Origin of the sequence: Phenylobacterium sp. (genome assembly GCF_036563285.1) — a bacterium.
GTDB lineage: Bacteria > Pseudomonadota > Alphaproteobacteria > Caulobacterales > Caulobacteraceae > Phenylobacterium.
Window position 1 is genome coordinate 63,278 of sequence record NZ_DATCMR010000011.1, and the last position, 16,372, is coordinate 79,649.

General features: G+C 69.6%; 16 protein-coding genes and 1 pseudogene. 8 read left to right on the plus strand and 9 right to left on the minus strand.

What is annotated here, in order from left to right; translation table 11 throughout:
- Window positions 1-2: 2 nt before the first annotated feature.
- Window positions 3-1,901 carry an acetyl/propionyl/methylcrotonyl-CoA carboxylase subunit alpha gene (locus VIL76_RS11000; RefSeq protein WP_332045076.1) on the plus strand — a complete coding sequence of 633 codons (1,899 nt, stop codon included), beginning with the start codon at window positions 3-5 and terminating at the stop codon, window positions 1,899-1,901.
- 389 nt (window positions 1,902-2,290) lie between these two features.
- Here the strand turns inward: VIL76_RS11000 and VIL76_RS11005 are convergent, their stop codons facing one another.
- The 3 genes and pseudogenes from VIL76_RS11005 to VIL76_RS11015 form a co-directional block, all read right to left on the minus strand.
- Window positions 2,291-2,557, minus strand: a complete 267-nt coding sequence (locus tag VIL76_RS11005) for a DUF2188 domain-containing protein (RefSeq protein WP_332045077.1) — start codon at window positions 2,555-2,557, stop codon at window positions 2,291-2,293.
- 95 nt (window positions 2,558-2,652) lie between these two features.
- Window positions 2,653-2,775 (minus strand): hypothetical protein, encoded by a 123-nt coding sequence (locus VIL76_RS11010; RefSeq protein ID WP_332045078.1) that lies wholly within the window; start codon window positions 2,773-2,775, stop codon window positions 2,653-2,655.
- A gap of 210 nt (window positions 2,776-2,985) precedes the next feature.
- Window positions 2,986-3,740 (minus strand): annotated as a pseudogene (locus VIL76_RS11015) (Bax inhibitor-1/YccA family protein).
- A 232-nt stretch (window positions 3,741-3,972) separates the two neighbouring features.
- Between VIL76_RS11015 and VIL76_RS11020 the strand changes: the two are divergent.
- Window positions 3,973-4,488: an Hsp20/alpha crystallin family protein gene (locus VIL76_RS11020; RefSeq protein ID WP_332045079.1), complete on the plus strand. Its 516-nt coding sequence runs from the start codon at window positions 3,973-3,975 to the stop codon at window positions 4,486-4,488.
- Window positions 4,489-4,592: 104 nt separating this feature from the next.
- Window positions 4,593-4,859, plus strand: coding sequence for an NADH dehydrogenase ubiquinone Fe-S protein 4 (locus tag VIL76_RS19770; protein ID WP_414695442.1), 267 nt, complete (start codon window positions 4,593-4,595; stop codon window positions 4,857-4,859).
- A gap of 377 nt (window positions 4,860-5,236) precedes the next feature.
- Here VIL76_RS19770 and VIL76_RS11025 read toward each other — a convergent pair whose 3' ends face one another.
- Window positions 5,237-5,539 (minus strand): hypothetical protein, encoded by a 303-nt coding sequence (locus VIL76_RS11025; protein WP_332045080.1) that lies wholly within the window; start codon window positions 5,537-5,539, stop codon window positions 5,237-5,239.
- 268 nt (window positions 5,540-5,807) lie between these two features.
- Here VIL76_RS11025 and VIL76_RS11030 point away from each other — a divergent pair, with 268 nt between their 5' ends.
- The 3 genes from VIL76_RS11030 to VIL76_RS11040 all read left to right on the plus strand — a co-directional run bounded on the left by VIL76_RS11030 (window position 5,808) and on the right by VIL76_RS11040 (window position 8,972).
- On the plus strand, window positions 5,808-6,386 hold the full coding sequence (locus tag VIL76_RS11030) for a hypothetical protein (protein ID WP_332045081.1): 579 nt from the start codon (window positions 5,808-5,810) through the stop codon (window positions 6,384-6,386).
- Between the two features lie 246 nt (window positions 6,387-6,632).
- Window positions 6,633-8,528, plus strand: coding sequence for a hypothetical protein (locus tag VIL76_RS11035; RefSeq protein WP_332045082.1), 1,896 nt, complete (start codon window positions 6,633-6,635; stop codon window positions 8,526-8,528).
- A 120-nt stretch (window positions 8,529-8,648) separates the two neighbouring features.
- Window positions 8,649-8,972 carry a hypothetical protein gene (locus tag VIL76_RS11040; protein ID WP_332045083.1) on the plus strand — a complete coding sequence of 108 codons (324 nt, stop codon included), beginning with the start codon at window positions 8,649-8,651 and terminating at the stop codon, window positions 8,970-8,972.
- Window positions 8,973-9,118: 146 nt separating this feature from the next.
- On the opposite strand, the gene VIL76_RS11045 is transcribed toward VIL76_RS11040, so the two are convergent.
- The 5 genes from VIL76_RS11045 to VIL76_RS11065 form a co-directional block, all read right to left on the minus strand.
- On the minus strand, window positions 9,119-9,979 hold the full coding sequence (locus VIL76_RS11045; RefSeq protein WP_332045084.1) for a hypothetical protein: 861 nt from the start codon (window positions 9,977-9,979) through the stop codon (window positions 9,119-9,121).
- A 433-nt stretch (window positions 9,980-10,412) separates the two neighbouring features.
- On the minus strand, window positions 10,413-10,610 hold the full coding sequence (locus tag VIL76_RS11050; RefSeq protein WP_332045085.1) for a hypothetical protein: 198 nt from the start codon (window positions 10,608-10,610) through the stop codon (window positions 10,413-10,415).
- A gap of 89 nt (window positions 10,611-10,699) precedes the next feature.
- A complete protein-coding gene (locus VIL76_RS11055) occupies window positions 10,700-11,662 on the minus strand; it encodes a hypothetical protein (RefSeq protein ID WP_332045086.1) in 963 nt (320 codons plus the stop codon).
- Window positions 11,659-12,867 (minus strand): CoA transferase, encoded by a 1,209-nt coding sequence (locus VIL76_RS11060; RefSeq protein ID WP_332045087.1) that lies wholly within the window; start codon window positions 12,865-12,867, stop codon window positions 11,659-11,661. The genes VIL76_RS11055 and VIL76_RS11060 overlap by 4 nt, the downstream gene beginning before the upstream one ends.
- 119 nt (window positions 12,868-12,986) lie before the next feature.
- Complete coding sequence (locus tag VIL76_RS11065; RefSeq protein WP_332045088.1) at window positions 12,987-13,922, minus strand: aldo/keto reductase; 936 nt, start codon at window positions 13,920-13,922, stop codon at window positions 12,987-12,989.
- 177 nt (window positions 13,923-14,099) lie between these two features.
- On the opposite strand from VIL76_RS11065, the gene cpaB reads away from it, so the two are divergent.
- Together cpaB and VIL76_RS11075 are read left to right on the plus strand one after the other, a co-directional pair.
- Window positions 14,100-15,032, plus strand: a complete 933-nt coding sequence (gene cpaB / locus VIL76_RS11070; protein WP_332045089.1) for a Flp pilus assembly protein CpaB — start codon at window positions 14,100-14,102, stop codon at window positions 15,030-15,032.
- A gap of 26 nt (window positions 15,033-15,058) precedes the next feature.
- Window positions 15,059-16,372: a type II and III secretion system protein family protein gene (locus tag VIL76_RS11075; RefSeq protein WP_332045090.1), complete on the plus strand. Its 1,314-nt coding sequence runs from the start codon at window positions 15,059-15,061 to the stop codon at window positions 16,370-16,372.

A 16,372-nucleotide genomic window follows, 5' to 3' on the forward strand; every position in this document is an offset into this window, starting at 1 on the left:
CCGTGGCGAAGCAGATCACTTCCATCCTCGTCGCCAACCGCGGCGAGATCGCCCGCCGCGTCTTCGCCACCGCCCGCCGGCTGGGGCTGCGCACCGTCGCCGTCTATTCCGAGGCCGACGCCGACGCCGCCCACGTCCGTGACGCCGACGAGGCGATCTGCATCGGCCCCGCGCCCGCCCGCGAGAGCTACCTGGTGGGCGAGAAGATCATCAAGGCCGCCAAACAGGCCAAGGCCGATGCCATCCACCCCGGCTACGGCTTCCTGTCCGAGAACGCCGACTTCGCCGAGGCCGTCGCCAAGGCGAAGCTCACCTGGATCGGCCCGCCGCCCGCCGCCATCCGGGCCATGGGCCTGAAGGACGCCGCCAAGGCGCTGATGCAGAAGGCCGGCGTGCCGGTGACGCCGGGCTACCTGGGCGAGGACCAGGACGAGGCGCGGCTCGCCAAGGAGGCCAAGCGGATCGGGTATCCGGTGCTGATCAAGGCGGTCGCCGGGGGCGGCGGCAAGGGCATGCGCCGCGTCGACGATCCTAAGCAATTTTCCGCCGCGCTCGCCGCCGCCAAGCGCGAGGCCGCCGCCAGCTTCGGCGACGACCGGGTGCTGCTGGAGACCTACGTCACCCGCCCGCGCCATATCGAGGTGCAGGTGTTCGGCGACAGCCACGGCAACGTCGTCCACCTGTTCGAGCGCGACTGCTCCCTGCAGCGCCGCCACCAGAAGGTGATCGAGGAGGCCCCCGCGCCGGGCATGGACGCCGCCACCCGCGAGGCGGTCACCTCCGCCGCCGTCCGCGCGGCCCAGGCCGTCGGCTACGTCGGCGCGGGCACCGTCGAGTTCATCGCCGATGCGTCGCAAGGCCTGCGGCCCGACCGCATCTGGTTCATGGAGATGAACACCCGCCTGCAGGTGGAGCATCCGGTCACCGAGATGGTCACCGGCCTCGACCTGGTGGAATGGCAGATCCGCGTCGCCGCCGGCGAGCTGCTGCCGCTCGGCCAGGACCAGATCACGCTCACCGGGCACGCTGTGGAGGCGAGGCTCTACGCCGAGAACCCGCAGACCGGCTTCCTGCCCTCCACCGGGGGGCTGGAGCACTTCCACCTGCCGCACAACGTGCGCTGCGATTCCGGCGTCATCGAAGGCGGCGAGATCACCCCCTTCTACGACCCGATGATCGCCAAGCTGATCGCCTACGCCGACACCCGCGAGCAGGCGCTGGCCGATCTCGCCGAGGCCTGCGACGCGGTCGAGGTCTGGCCGGTCAAGACCAACGCCTGCTTCCTCGCGCGCTGCCTGGAGCAGCCGGGCTTCATCGCCGGCGACGTGGACACCGGCTTCATCGAGCGCAACCTCGAGGAGCTGACGGCCGCGCACGAGCCCTCGTCCGCGGCGTTGGCGGCCGCGGCCGCGGCGGCCATGATCGCCGAGGAGAGCGGCGTCACCGAGGAGGCGCCGTCGCCCTGGCGCGACCTGGCCGGCTTCCGCCTCAACGCCCCGCCGGAGACCGGCGTGCGCCTGTTCCTGGAGGGCAAGCCGGTGATGGCCCATGGCCGCCCCGACGCCCAGCCGCGCTCCGTCCTGCTCGACGAGGACGGCCACATCGTCGTCTTCGAAGCTGGCGAGGCCATCGCCTTCTCCCTGCATCCGCCCAGCGCCGACATGGCCGAGGGCGCCGCCGGCGACGGCCAGGTCCGCTCGCCCATGCCCGGCAAGGTCACCAACGTGGTCGTGAAGCCCGGCCAGACGGTCGCCAAGGGCGCGCCCCTGCTGACCCTCGAGGCCATGAAGATGGAGCACGCCATGACCGCGCCGTTCGACGGGAGGGTCGAGGAGCTCGCGGTCAAGGCCGGCGACCAGGTCGCCGAAGGCGCGGTGCTGGTGAGGCTCAGCGCCGCCTGAACGGGGCGTGTTACACGTGGCCGAGCGGGCGACCGGCGACGGTGGAGGCGGCGCGGGCGCGATGGCGGAGATCAGGGGCAGGCTGGGCGGCGCGCGATGAAGCCGAGGGGCACTGCGTTGCGGTAGGGGGCCGCCCTTTGCCAGCCTGTCCCATCGCCCTTGCCGCGCCTGGGACAGGAGAATGCGCAGGTGCATCGTCAGATGCTTCCTGGCCATCGATCTCACGGTGAGTTGCCGAGACCGGCAGGCAGACTGGCTGCCATGAGATCAATGCGCGGGTGTGGTGAGGCCCGTCCTTGAACGGACCTCGGCGAGGTCCCCCGGGGGTGGAAAGCCGACGTTATCCTGGCGCGCTTCTAGGCACTGCAGCGACCGCTCCGGCTCGGCTGCTATGCAGCCGCCAGGTCAGGGGCGCGCTCTCGGCGCTCAGATCGGGGCGTAGGTGGCGGCGGCGGGCACAAGAAGCGGCCCGCAACGCTGCCGTCCCGAGCATGGATGTGGAGCTTCACTGGCTCGCCACCCGCGGCCAAGGCTTGCGCGAGGCGCTTCGCGGCGGTTTCCGCGCGGGCCCCGCTCTTGAACATGAGGTCATTGTCGATGCCGTCGGACCGTACGACCCACCAGTCCTCGACCGGCACGACACGAATGGTGTGCATCTGGCCTCCCCAACTGTCACGGTTACGCTCGATTTAGTAGACGCCGGGCGCCTCGCAAGGCGCCCGACGCTTCTGGAAGCCCGAGTCGGACGGGGTCAGCGTAGCCCCATGAACAGCGCGGCCGTGGCAAAGGCGGCGCTGACGCCGAGCACGAGGAGGGCGGCTGCGCCGACCTCGTCAACCAGCAATCCCAGCCGGGCGATGAGTTCCTTCTTCATCAGCAGGTCCTCCTCAGCCGGCAGACATCGCCCACACCACGAACCCGATTGCGCCCGTGAGTACGGCGATGGCCACGTACGCGAGCCACTGCTCCTCTCGGGATAGCGTCGTGCGTTCCGTCATCGTTCGAGCACCTCCTTTCGCTATTGACGGAAAGTGTGCCCAGGCCCCGCGGCGGCGGAGCCCGGGCGTCCTGCGCTGGCGTGCGCTCAGGCCCGGCGTTGGCCGGCGAGCGACAGCAGGAATTGGAAGAGGTTGACGAAGTTGATGTACAGGCTGAGCGCGCCATAGCTGGTGGCGACGCCCATCTTCTCGGGTTGGTCAGCGACCTGGTCGTAGGTCAGCTTCAGGCGCTGGGTGTCGTACGCGATCAGGCCCGCGAAGACGAAGACCCCGATCACGTTCACCGCGAAGGCCACAGCCTCCGATCGCAGGAACAGGTTCACCAGCGAGGCGATGATCAGCCCCACCACGCCCACGATCAGGAAGGCGCCGACGCCGGAGAGGTCCTTGTTCGTCGTGTAGCCGAACAGGCTCAGGGCCCCGAAGGCGGCGGCCGTGATCAGGAAGGTGGAGGCGATGGAGGCGCCCGTATGATGAGCGCCAGGACGCCCAGGGAGGCGCCCATCAGCCCCACGATCGTCCAGTAAAGGGCTCCGGCGGAGCGGCTCGTGGGCTCGCGCACGGCAAAGCCGGTCACCAGGAGGACAGCCAGCGGCGCGAACGCCACCAGCCAGCCCAACGGGGTCAACCCGCTGAGGCGCCCGTCGGCCCCGACCACGAACATCAGGTCGCGAAGCGGCGGATAGGCGGAGGTCAGCCAGGCGACGGCTGCCGAGAGCACCAGCCCGAGGGCCAGCTTGTTGTAGACGCCAAGCATGAAGGCTCGCAGCCCCGCGTCGACGGCCACAGCGGCACGACCGGCGCGGACCGAGCCTGCGTAGGTACGGTCAAAGTCGGTCATCTCGAAGCTCCTGCAAAGGTTCTTCGGGCAGCGCATTTAGGATCCTGGAAATCGGGCGCAAGAGGCCTGGAGGTGCGAAGCAGCCCTTGAAAACGCTGAACTAAATCCCAGCTAAGGGAGCGCCGTCTTCGGACGGCCATGCGCCTGGGCCGCGGGGCTTGCGTTTGTCGCCAGTCGCAACGTCACCGCCCCGGGCGCACCTCAACCTGCATTGCGAAACGGAGGATTGAAGATGACCCTTGGTGATCTTGTCCCCTGGAGCCGCAAGGACCGCGAGGTGGGGCTCCAGAGGTCCGAACAGTGGAGGCAGGAGGGCGCCGAGCTCAGCCCGTTCCTCAGCCTGCATCGCGAGATGAACCGGCTGTTCGATGACGCCTTCCGCGACTTCGGCCTGCTCGGCGGGCGCATGCCGCAATCCTGGCCGCACGTCGAGCTGACGGAGACGCAGGACGGCTACCAGCTCACCGCCGAACTGCCGGGAATGGACGAGAAGGACGTCGAGCTGTCGCTGCAGGACGGCGTGCTCACCGTGCGCGGCGAGAAGCGTGCGCGCCATGAGGACCAGAAGCGCGGCTACAGCGAGCGGTACTACGGCTCGTTCGCCCGCAGCATCCGGGTGGGCGACGTGGACGAAAGCCGCGTCAACGCCACCTTCGACAAGGGCGTGCTGACGGTGGCCCTTCCCCGCTCGGCGGAAGCCGAACAGCGGGTGAAGCGCATCCCGATCAACGGGAACACCAAGCACTAGCGCCGACGGCTGGGGCGCTCCCGCGGGGCGCCCCGTTTCCTTGTTCCGGAGCAAGCATGGACCTACGCCACAACCAGGCGCAGGGCCGGAACATCACCCCTGGGATGGCCTCGCCATCGCCTACTCGGTTGCCCACGGCGCGCATCGCCTCCGAACGCGGCGGCAGATGGGTCCTCACGTTCGAGCGCGAGACCCCGCCCGAACTCGATCCTCTCACCGGCTGGACGATCTCAACCGACCCGCTGAGCCAAATCCGCCTCACTTTCCCGGACGTGCAGTCCGCCCTTGGCTTCGCCGAGCGAAAAGGCTGGCGATACGAAGTGGCGGAAGCGCCTGCGGGGGGCAGGTCCATTCACTTGGACCACCGGTAAGCTGGCTTGACCTTGACGACGGCCCGTCAGCCTTAGCGGCGGGTGGCCCGGCGGAGCGGGTCCGCCAGGCGCTTCTTCATCCGTGAGCTGCGCGACGAGCCGCGCGGCGGTACCCGGGTTGGCCGGGCTTCAGCAACTCGAACAGGATCAACGCGACCAGTCGCGCGATGGCCGCCCAACCAGCCACCGTCACGGCCGCATACTTCAGCGCCCGCAGGGCGCCTCTTGCGTACTCACGCGCCTTGCTCATGACCACATCCTCCCTTGAGCAACATGGCCTAACAGCCGAGCCATGAGGCCTCGGCGCGCGGTGATTTAGGGGCGGCAAGCGGGGCTTCAAGGGGGGAGCTGGCCGGGCTCACAGCGGCGCAAGCGAGCTAGGTGGCGGACCATCGCTCCAGCCGCGCAAGCGCGTCCTGCACGTCGGCCAGGGGCACAGGTTCTGGCGTCCCGAGCAGCCAACGCAGCGTCGGCTCATCCTTTACGGACGATGCATCAGAAGCCCACGAGCAGAGTATATCGCGCTTCTCACGATGGGTGAGGTGGGGATCTTTCAAGACGTCCAGCGGGTCGGTGAAGCCGACGGCGGGCCGCAGTCCGCGCTCGCGCATCGCCCGCAAGGTGTGGTGAGCGGCAAGTCCTTGCTCCTGGATCAGGCGCTCAGACGTAGCTACTCGCATCGCCTCTCTTCTCCCTCGCTACCCTTTCTCACAGTGGTGGCCAGTACTCGCTGGCGGGACGTGATTTAGTGCGTGCCTGGACCGCGGCAAGTGGCCTCGACGTCCGCAAGGGGTCGGAAGTGGCCATCAACTTAGGGTCGGGAAACGGACCTCCCGCCGGCCTGCGAGGAGCGGACTCTCTGAAGGTCCGCAAAGGGTGGGAAGCGGGAATTGGCGCGGCTTGTCATCAAGCAAGCTTCACCGGATGGTGCGCTGGGGGGAGCCTCTCATGACGCCGTTCGAGTACGCCCTGGGGTTAATATCGATCTTGATGAGCCTGGCCTTGGCGGATGTCGTCATGTGCGTCCATCGCCTGATGCGGCGCGCGCGGACGGTGCGTTGGGATGCCCGGCCGCTGATCGCGACAGCTCTGATCGTCATCGAGATCATCCGCATCTGGTTCGCCCAATGGACCTTGCGCGACCTCGACACCGCGCTCGGGTTCCCAGTCTATGTGGCGCTCTTCGGGCACATCCTGCTGCTGGTGATGACCGCCGTGGCCAGTCTTCCCGACGAGGTCGGCGATCGCTGTGATCTCGGCGAGTTCTACGAGCGCAACCGCACCTACTTCTGGGGCGCCTTCGCAGCTACCCAGGCGGCGTACTTCGCACTGTGGCTCGTGTTCGGCGGCAACCAGGCCAGCGTTGGCGGCTCCGCCGGCGTGATGGACTGGTTCCGGATCCTCGGTCCCCTGGCTGTTTACCTGTTGCTAGCGCTCGTCCGATGGAAGTGGCTGCACTACCTCGCGCCGCTGGTGATCCTTGGCTTCTACGCCTGGCTGTATCGAGGACAAACCATCTCGATGTAGGCCGCTCCTCACGAGCCCACTTCGACGTCCGCAACGGCTCGGAAACGGACTCTGCCTCGCATCCGTAAGACAGACATTCCCTAGCCGGCCGAGAGCAGGTGTTCCGAAGGTCGGCAAGGGTGGTGAGCGGCCCCTGGACCCTGCGCGCGACCCGATGACGCGCTACCTCAAATTGGGGATGCCAGAACGGCTGGCATGACGGATGTCCACTCGCGCGCGCCCAGGGCGCGCGCAGAGGAGATCAGTATGCTCGGCGTGTTTCGATCGGCCGCTGTGATGGTGTTGGCGGCGGCGCTGGCAAGCGCCCTGCCGCAGGCGGCGGCCGCCCAGTCGTCCACCCAGCGGATGATCCGGGTCCCGTTCTCGGCAAGCACCGGCGACGGCTACGCCGGCGGCTCCGTGGGCGTGCAGTACGCCTTCCTCGGCTGCTACGGGGAGCTGCACCTGGCGCTGCGGCTGGCGCCCAACAGCGTCCAGACGAACGGCGTCTACCGCATGGGCGGCAAGACCTACGCCGCTGACGGGGCGCCGACGCAGCTCAGCGTGGTGAAGGTGCGCGGCCGGGCGGCGCGCGCGGGCTCGGAGATCATCGGCGACTTCACCAACGGCGCCGTCGGGCCGGAGGGCGGCTTGGGCTGCTTCTCGGGCGACCTCACCCAGCTCGGCGTGCTGACCCGCTGGCTGGGGCCGAAGCCTACGCAGGAGCAGATCGTCAACTTCCTCAACAGCCTGACCCTGCAGGTGGAGCCGATCGAGGGGCCACGCAACGCGGGCCTGGAGGCGAAGCTGCGCTCGGAAGAGCGGCAGAAGCAAGCTGCGGTCGAGGCGCAGGAGAAGGCGGCCAAGCAACAGGCCGAGGCCAAGCGGGTCGCAGAAGCCAAGCGCGCGGAGGAGGCGAAGCGGCCGGTCTCGCTAACGCCGACGGGCGCGGGCGGGGGATATGCGTCGAACGCCCCGACGGCGGCGCGGCCGGCGCCGGCGCCGCCACAGCTGAGCGAGGCCGAACGCATCGCCAAGGCGATCGAGTCCGACCGGCTGCTGGCGCAGCAGCGCCTCGCGCAACAGCAGCAGCAGTACAACCAGTTCCAGCAACAGATGGCGGCCAACGAGGCTGAATCGCTGCGACAAGCCCAGGCCGTCATAGCCGCCGCGCCGGCGCTCGCGGCGCTGGGGTCGGGCCTGGAGGACATGATCAACGGCCCCTGGTACCGGGCCAAGGAGCGGCAGTTCCAGGCGGCGCAAGCCAAGCTCGCCGGCCAGTGCTTCGTGCCTGGCACGAGCAACCCGGCGCCTCGAAACGGGCTGCTCCGCTTTGGAATAACCCATTCTTCCCGCCTCGAGAAAGCCGACTGCGGCTACTCCTCCGCGGTACGGTTCAGGGCTTTCATGCTGGTCGTGGACACGCCCGGACGCGCCACTTTCACGCTGGGGGCGGGCGGCGGCCTGCAAAGCGGCAGATACGCGTTGCACGTCGCGAACGAGCACGGTTCAGGCGTGCTGACCCTGCGAGGGGCAGAGTACCGCCCGTTCCAGAGGAGCTTGCCTCGCGCGGTCCAGCTGACCCCCGGCGTCTATACGGTCACGGTGAGCAACTACTACGAGTTCGAGTTCCTCCCCTTCGACCTGCGCGTCGATTTCATCGACGCCAATGGGCGCGCGGTGGTTGAGGCCAAGCCCGCCCCGGCGCCGGCGCAGACCTCCGCGCCCCAGCCGCCGCCCGCTCTCGCTTCAAGCGGGGGGGCCGCCGGAGCACCGAACGCCGCCTCGGCGCAGCTGTGGGGCACCCTGGCGGAGCTCGGCGGTCGGGAATGGGCCGGCGCAGGCTTGCGCCACCGGTTCGTCTGGAGCGACGGCGGCCGCACCTTGTCGTGGCAACAGGCCAGCAAGCAGGGCGCCTGGTACGATTGGTACGTCTTCTCCCAGGACGAGGCCGACATCAGCGTTCGTCTCGCCGGCGGCCGCTCGCGCGGAACGGTCTCGGTCGATCCCACCGGGGTCGCCGTGGCCCGCGTCGGCAGCTTCGGCGCGACGACGCGTTTCGCCCGCAATGGAGACGGCTTCGACGTCGTCTTCCGGCCGATACCGATCACCTGGCAACTGACGCCGGCGTCGAACGGGGGGGCAGGCGAGGCCGTCAAATAGCATCCTGCAGGATGCTTCCGCGCCATTGAACCCCCGCGCCGAAGTTCACGCTGGGCTGCTGGACACTCGGCAGGGCGGAACCGCGCCTGGATCACGCCGCTTGTGTCGGCGGAGACCAGCATGACCGAACCGCGCGAGTTCAACACCCAGGGCGGCATTCCGCTTGCCGAGAGCAACGACGACAAGGCCGAGGTGGCGCACGGCAGCCGCGGCGAGGAGGTCCACTTCGAGCCGGATGCCGACCACGTGGCGACGGCCCGGTTCACGGAGACGCCCGCCGCCGCGCTCCCGCCGCAGATGCACAGCGCGGAGCAGGAGCGCGGCGAAGGCGAGTCCGATCCGGCGGTGGAAGACGTCCGGGTCGTGCCCGGTGACGCATCGGTGTGGGACGCCCGCCCCGCTGACGACGACGACGGGTTCCGAGGCATTTCGGCGCCGACCTGAGCCGTCCGCTCTCCGACCCATCCGCTTAGGCTGCGCGCGTCACCCCGAGAGGGGACGTTCCGAGGTCGCCTAAGGGCCGCACACCGGCCGGCGCTGTTACTCCAACGCAGGTGCGGTGGCCGGCCCGCAGGGCCGGCCACTCTCGTCTAGCTGAACAGCCAACCGCTCTCGAACGCGCTGGATTGAACTAAGCCGCGCAGCTGGCCGGCCGAAGCGACCTCGACAAGTTCCCCGCTGGCGATCGGCAGCACGACTTTGTAGCCGCCCGTTCCGTCCACCTCCCCCGGGGTCCCTGCGCCCTCGCCTGCCGCGACAGTCATCCCGTGCAGGACGATCTCGCGCAAAGCGAGCATCGGATCGGCTCCGAGCATTTCGCGGGGAAGCTGGTAGGTCTCAACAAACGCGACCTTGCCACCGGGCGCCGTGGGGAATCCCTCCAGCGCCCCACCATGGGCGTGACCGTTGTCCGAACCGCTGTCATTGGTGTGGACCGTCGCGAGGTTCAGCAGCACAGGCCCGTAGGCTGGCACCCCTTCTGCAAGCTCGATGAACCCGTCTTTGTCCGCGTCGAACGCGCGCGTCGGAGTTGTTGCGTCCTGTCCATCGAGGAAGCCGTGGATGTGCTGGATGTGCGGCTGGTTAGGTTCAAGGCCGCGAGCGCCGATCGCTACAGTGATGGTATCAGTGTCGTCATCGAAGCCGATGATGGCCCCACCCTGGACACCAGAGCCGTTCAGGGCGGTGAACCGCGTGAAGTAGAAGTGGTCCGCGGCAAGGAAGTCGTCCTCGCCCGTGAGGCGGAAAGCCAGCTCTCGCTGCTGGTCCAGGCTGGCCAGATCATGATCCTGCCGCATCTCCGCAGCACGATTCCGCGCAGCCTCGGCCGTCGCTTGGCCCTCCGCGCGAGCTTCGGCCCCACGAGCCTGTCCTTCTTCACGCGCCGCCGCTCCGCGGGCCTGAGCTTCTTCGCGGGCTCTCGCGCCGCTGTTGCTTGCCGGTCCAGCCATTTTCGTTCTCCTGTTGAACCCCGCCTAATCAGGGCTGGACAAGAAATGTTCGGCGCACGTGAACGTGATCGCAGTCGAGCTTCTTCCGCCATCTGTCTGAAAGCGAGAAAAACGCGAATTTTCCGAGCGTGATACGCACGCCTATCCGCCCCACACCTTTCGATGATGGCCCGATGATTAAGCGTAGCTAGGACCAAGCCTCACCTTTGCATGAAACGCCGGGCGTGCTTCTTGCGTAAGCCCAAGCCGGCCGGGCGCCGCTGGCTGGCTGGCCAAAGCTGAGGGAGTTGACGCTCCGCCTGCGTTCCTACGTTGAGTGCATAACGAAGGCCTCGCCCGAAACGGGACTCTTGCGCGGCCGGCCGCCACGCGGACACGACCCGTACGGAGCAGACAGGGCCGTGCCGGCCCTAGCCCGCGATCCGTCGGCGAGTCAGCCGCTCAGCGCCTGGCGATCCTCGACAAACAGCAGGCGGTCGCCGTCGCGGACCTCGAAGGCGGTGTGATGTGGATTGGCCGCGAGGTCCCGGCGCGCCAACTCGCGCGCGCGCTCCTGGTCGGTGGTCAGGTAGAATGAAAGCGTCGGCACCGAGTATCGATTGTCGGTGACCAGACATGTGTACGTGCGCATAAGCCTCTCCCGTAAGCCGAAGATGCCACGAGGCGGCCGGCGCCGAATTAATCTGGGTTAGACGGGCGCAAGAACTTGCGCGTGAAAGGTCAGCGCGCCGCCGCCCGCTCCCGGTCCCTCGCCCGCGCCCCGGACAGGATGTTGGGGAGGCTGTAGTTGCCCTCGTGGCAGGCGAATTCGTAGATCGGGCGCGCCTGGCGGTAGAGGGAGTATTCCGCCAGCCACGGGCCCGCGTAGAGGGCCGGATCCCGGACCGTGTACTGGTAGAGGATCTCGTCCTCAGCCACGCGGGTGTAGCGCTCCTCGACCACGGCGCTGGGCGGCACCAGCAGGGTCGGCAGCGGGCGGACCGTGTCGGCGCCGGGCAGGCGGATGGTCTCGATCACCAGGGTCTCGCCCTCCCAGCGGGCGATGGCGTCGCCCATCGGGCCGGTGAACACCTTCGGGCCGTGCGTGTCGGTGAGCGGGATGATCCGCAGGTCGGGGCCGTACTCGGTCAGCAGGACGACGGCGTCCCTTGTCTGCAGGATCTGCCGCGGGTTGATCTCGTTGAGGATCAGGATCGGCGGCTGGCCCTGGCCGACGATGCAGCGCTCCCAGTTGCGCCGCTGCTCGGGGTGGTCGGAGGGGATCGGCGGCTCCGAGGCGGTGCGGATGACGTTCTCGACGGTGCGCAGCATGGCGCGGCCGCGCGGGGTCATGGGGAGCCTGCCGTCGGCGGGCTGGACGACCTGGCGGGTGCGCCGCTGGCCCTTCACGATGGCGAGCCCGGCCTGGGCGGTCTGCTCGGCGAGGTCGGCCACCTCGCCGTCGATGACGAAGGAGGGGAAGTTCGCGGCCTCGAGCGCCCACTTGCGGGCCAGCGTCTTCGCCTCGGCCTCGGTGGCGACCAGGTTGGGGGCGTCGGGGCTGGCCTCCAGCGGCAGGACGGCGTTGGTGTTCCACACACCGCCCAGGTCCGGCTGGCCGTAGGCGTTGCGCGGCGCCTTGTAGTCCGCCGCCGCGGCGGGGGCGGCGAGCAGCAGGGCGAGGGCTGCGGCGACGATCCTCATGCGACGATCCCCTGGTCGTGGAGGCGGGCGATCTCGGCGCCGGGAAGCCCGAGGAGCCCGGCGAGCACCTCGTCGGTGTGCTGGCCGAGCCGCGGCGCGGGGATGACCGGCCGCCGCTCGTCCTGCGGGATCGTGCCCATCGCGCCCGGCGCCGGATAGGTCAGCCCGCTGGGGTGCCGGACGTCCTGGAACAGCGGATTGTCCTTGTAGAGCCTGCGGTCCCGCAGCGCCGCCTCCAGCGGCTGGTAGGCGCCCCAGGTGACGCCGCCGGCGTCGAGCGCAGGCGTCAGTTCGCCGGCCGTCCTGGCGGCGAACGCCCGCTCGAACAGCGGATAGAGCCGGTCGCGGTGGGTGAAGCGCAGCCCCTCGTCCGTGGCGAAGGAGACGCCGACCTCGCCCTCCAGGGACGCGACCTCGCGGGTGATGCCCAGGGCCTCCAGCGCCTTCGACCACTGGCGCGGGGTCACGCACAGCAGCATCAGCCGCTGGCCGTCCCTGGTGACGAAATCCCGCCCGAAGGCGCCGTAGAGGTCGTTGCCCATCCGCTCGCGCTGGCGGCCGGTGAGCTGGGCTTCGGCCATGAAGCCCAGGTTGGCCATGGTCGCCGCGCCCACGTCGGAGAGCGGCACGCGCACCTCGCGCCCCTGGCCGTCGCGCTGGCGCGCCAGCAGGGCCGAGACCATGGCGAAGGCGCAGTAGGCGCCGGTGAGCAGGTCCCAGGCGGCCAGCACGTGGTTCACCGGGCGCTCGTCGTCCGGATGGCCGGTCATCTGCGGCAGGCCCAGCGCGGCGTTGATCGTGTAGTCCATGCCCTGGGAGCCGTCGGCCCAGCCCATGACGCGGACGCAGACCAGGTCGGCGCGGAGCTTCGCCAGGGCTTCGTAGGCGAGGAAGCCTTCCGCCGGGAAGTTGGTGACGAAGAGCCCGCCGTCCTCGCCGGGGGCGGCGGCCAGCCGCTGGGCGATCTCCTTGCCCTCGGGGCGGGAGAGGTCGATGGCCACCGACTTCTTCCCCTTGTTGAGGCCTTCCCAGTAGAGGCTGAGCCCGCTCTCGGAGAGCGGCCAGCGGCGGAAGTCGGGGCCGCCGCCGATGTTGTCGAAGCGGATCACCTCGGCGCCCATCTGGGCCAGGTAGAGGCCGCAGGTGGGCGCGGCCACGAACGCCGAGCCCTCCACCACGCGCAGCCCTTTGAGCAGGTCGTACATGCCCCTCCCGCTCCTCCCCGCGAACGCAGGGCCCAAGCTTAAGTCAGCTGTTCATCGCACGGCCGCGCCGCAGGCCGAAGCGCCGCTTGGATTACCGCCTTCGCGGAATGAGCGGCCTATCAATGGACCAGCTTGCCGACCTCGGCCACCTCGTCCGGCGTCAGGCGCCAAGCGGCCGTGGCGGCGTTGGCGCGGACCTGCTCGGGCGTGGTGGCGCCGGCGATGACGGACGAGACCACGGGGTGGCCCAGCAGCCAGGCGAAGGCCAGGTCGGTGAGGCTCTTGCCCCGCTCGGCGGCCCAGCCCTCCAGCGCCTCGACCTTGTCGAAGTTGCGGTCGCTGAGCGCCTGCTGCGCCCGCGCGCCCCACGCGGCCAGGCGGGTCCCCTCCGGCGGCGGCTCGCCGCGGCGGTACTTGCCGGTCAGCAGGCCGGAGGCCAGCGGGAAGAAGGGCAGGAAGCCAAGGCCGAACTTCTCGCAGGCCGGCAGGATCTCGTGCTCGACGTTGCGGCGGAGCAGGGAGAGCTCGTTCTGCGCCGAGACGAACCGCGCCCGCCCTTCGGTGCGCGCCGTCCAGTCCGCGTCGGCGATCTGCCATCCGGAGAAGTTGGAGTTGCCGATGTAGCGGACCTTCCCCTGGCTCACGAGGTCGTCCAGCGCCCGCAGGGTCTCGTCGATCGGCGTCGCGGGGTCGGGCTGGTGGAACTGGTAGAGGTCGATGTAGTCGGTGTTCAGCCGGCGCAGGCTGTCCTCCACCGCCTGCAGGATCCAGCGCCGCGAGCCGCCCTTCTTCCGCTCGTCGCCGCCGACCGCCATGCCGAACTTGGTGGCCACGATCACGTCCTGGCGGCGCTTGCCCAGCGCCTGGCCGAGGAACTCCTCGGACCTGGTCCCGCCGTAGATGTCGGCGGTGTCGAAGAAGGTGATCCCCGCCTCGATGGCGGCGTCCACCACCGCCTGCGTCTGGGCCGCGTCGATCCGCATGCCGAAGTTGTTGCAGCCGAGGCCCACCTCGCTGACCTGCAGCCCCGAGTTCCCCAGCCGGCGCATGCGCATGAAAGCCCCTCCGTCCCGTGGGCGGGACCCTAGCGTTTCCCTCCCCTCATGAGGAGGGAAAGGGCCCGTGCGGTTCAGAATGCTTGCCGGGGCGTTCACCGTCCTTGTTGGGGATATCGCAAGGGGGAGCTCGCTAACCTTACGATCCGAAAAGGTTTTTTGAGTGGGGCCAGCAAAATGCGGGTCGTTACGATCGTCAGTCTCGGCGCGTCCGCCGTCCTGGGCCTCGGCGCCCTGGTGATGGCCAAGGCCGTGCTGCCGAACATGGCGGCCGCCAAGGAGCCGGCCGGCGCCGCCCAGGCCGTCGGCGTGCCCGTTGTGGTCGCCGCCAAGCCGCTGAAGTTCGGCGACAAGCTGGAAGCCGGCTCGCTCACCATCGTCCGCCTGCCCCAGAACGCCGCCCCCGAAGGCGCCTTCTCCACCGTCGAGGCGGTGCTGAAGCAGGACAACGGCGGCGCGCCCGTCGCGCTGACCGCCATCGCCGCCCGCGAACCGCTGCTGCCGACCAAGCTCTCCGGCCCCGGCGCCCGCGCGTCGGTGGCCGCCGAGATCGCCGAGGGCATGCGCGCCTTCACCATCAAGGTCGACGGCGTCACCGGCGTGGGCGGCCACGCCCTGCCCGGCGACCGCGTCGACGTGGTGCTGACCCGCGACCTGACGCCCGACGCCCAGAACCGCAACTTCGTCTCCGAGGTGGTGCTGCAGAACGTCCGAGTGCTGGCGGTCGACCTGAACGCCGACCTCGCCTCCAACAAGCCGGCCACGCCGAACACCGCCACCCTCGAGGTGGACGTGCCGGCCAGCCAGAAGCTCGCCATCGCGTCGGACCTGGGCAAGCTGTCGCTGGCGCTGCGCCGCACCGGCTCGGCCGAGGTGGCCGACGCCGGCCCGATCCGCGCCGGCACCTTCTCGCCCGGAGCCGGCCGCGCCGCGGCTGCGCCGCAACGCACGTCCGGTCCGCGCCGCGACTACGCCCCCGCCGGGCCGCGGCTGATCCAGGTGGTCGAACTGGAAGGCGGCAAGTCGCAGCGTCCGCGCCGCGCGCCGCCCGCGCCTGCCCCCGTCCCTGCCGCGCCGACCACGGCGGCCGCCCCTCAGAAGGCCGGCTGAGCCGCCTGCGGAAAGTGAGCATCCCTATGTCGCGTAAGCTTGCCGGCGCGCTCTGCGCCACCCTCGCCCTGATGACCGCCGCGCCCGCCGCGGCCCAGGTGATGCGCGCTGAAGCCGTGCCCAGCCGCACGATCTTCGTGCCGCAGGACAAGTCGCTGGCGTTCCGCCTGGACACGCCGGCCAGCAAGATCATCGTGGCCCAGCCGGACACCGCCCAGATCGTGGCGACCACCGACCACTCCTTCTACGTCCGCGGCAAGGAGCTGGGCTCCACCAACCTGCTGGTCTACGGGCCCGGCGGCCGGCTGCAGGAGGTGATCGACGTGCGCGTGGGCTACGACGCCCGCGCCCTCGAACAGGACCTGGCCTCGGCCCTGCCCGGCGAGCGCATCCGCGTGCAGAACCTCGGCGAAGGCCTGCTGCTGGTGGGCAACGTCTCCACCACCGGCGTGGCCAACAAGGCCAAGCTGATCGCGGAAAGGTTCGCGCCTGAATCCGTCACCTCCGCGCTCACCGTCACCGCCTCACAGCAGGTGGTGCTCGAGGTGCGCATCATGGAAGCCACGCGCTCGGCCCTGCAGGACATGGGCTTCCTGGTTGACATCAACAGCCCGGACGTCTCGGTCTCCACCGGCAACGGCCTCATCGGCAACAGCCCGCCGAACGGCGTGCTCACCCTGCGCGGCCGCAGCGGCTCCACCACCATCGACGTCACCCTGGCGGCGCTGGAGGAGAAGGGGGTGATCCGCACCCTCGCGCGTCCGAACCTCGTCGCGCTCTCGGGCGAGAAGGCGAGCTTCCTCGCGGGCGGCGAGTTCCCCTTCCCGGTGCCGAACGGGCGCGACCAGGTCACGATCGAATTCCGCGAGTACGGGGTGAAGCTCAACTTCAACCCGCTCGTGCAGGACAACGGCCTGATCCGCCTGCAGGTGGAGCCCGAGGTCTCGGCGCTCGATCCGACCAATTCGCTGCGCCTGGCCAACATCACCGTGCCGGCGCTGACCGTGCGGCGCACCAACACCACCGTCGAGCTGAAGGGCGGTGACTCGCTGGCCATCGGCGGCCTGTTCCAGCGCGACTACGCCAATGCGCTGAAGCAGATGCCCGGCCTGGGCGAGATACCGGTCCTGGGCGCCCTGTTCCGCTCGACCCGCTGGAAGCGCAACGAAACCGAACTGATCATCCTGGTCACGCCGCGGCTCGCCACGGCCGAGGACATCGCAGCGGCCCAGGCCGCGGCGCTCTCCGGCCGCGAGCCCACGGCGATGGACCTCATCCTTCAGGGCAACGCTCTCGACCGCCCGCTCTCCCGCAGCCGCGGGGCCGACGGAGGCCGCTGA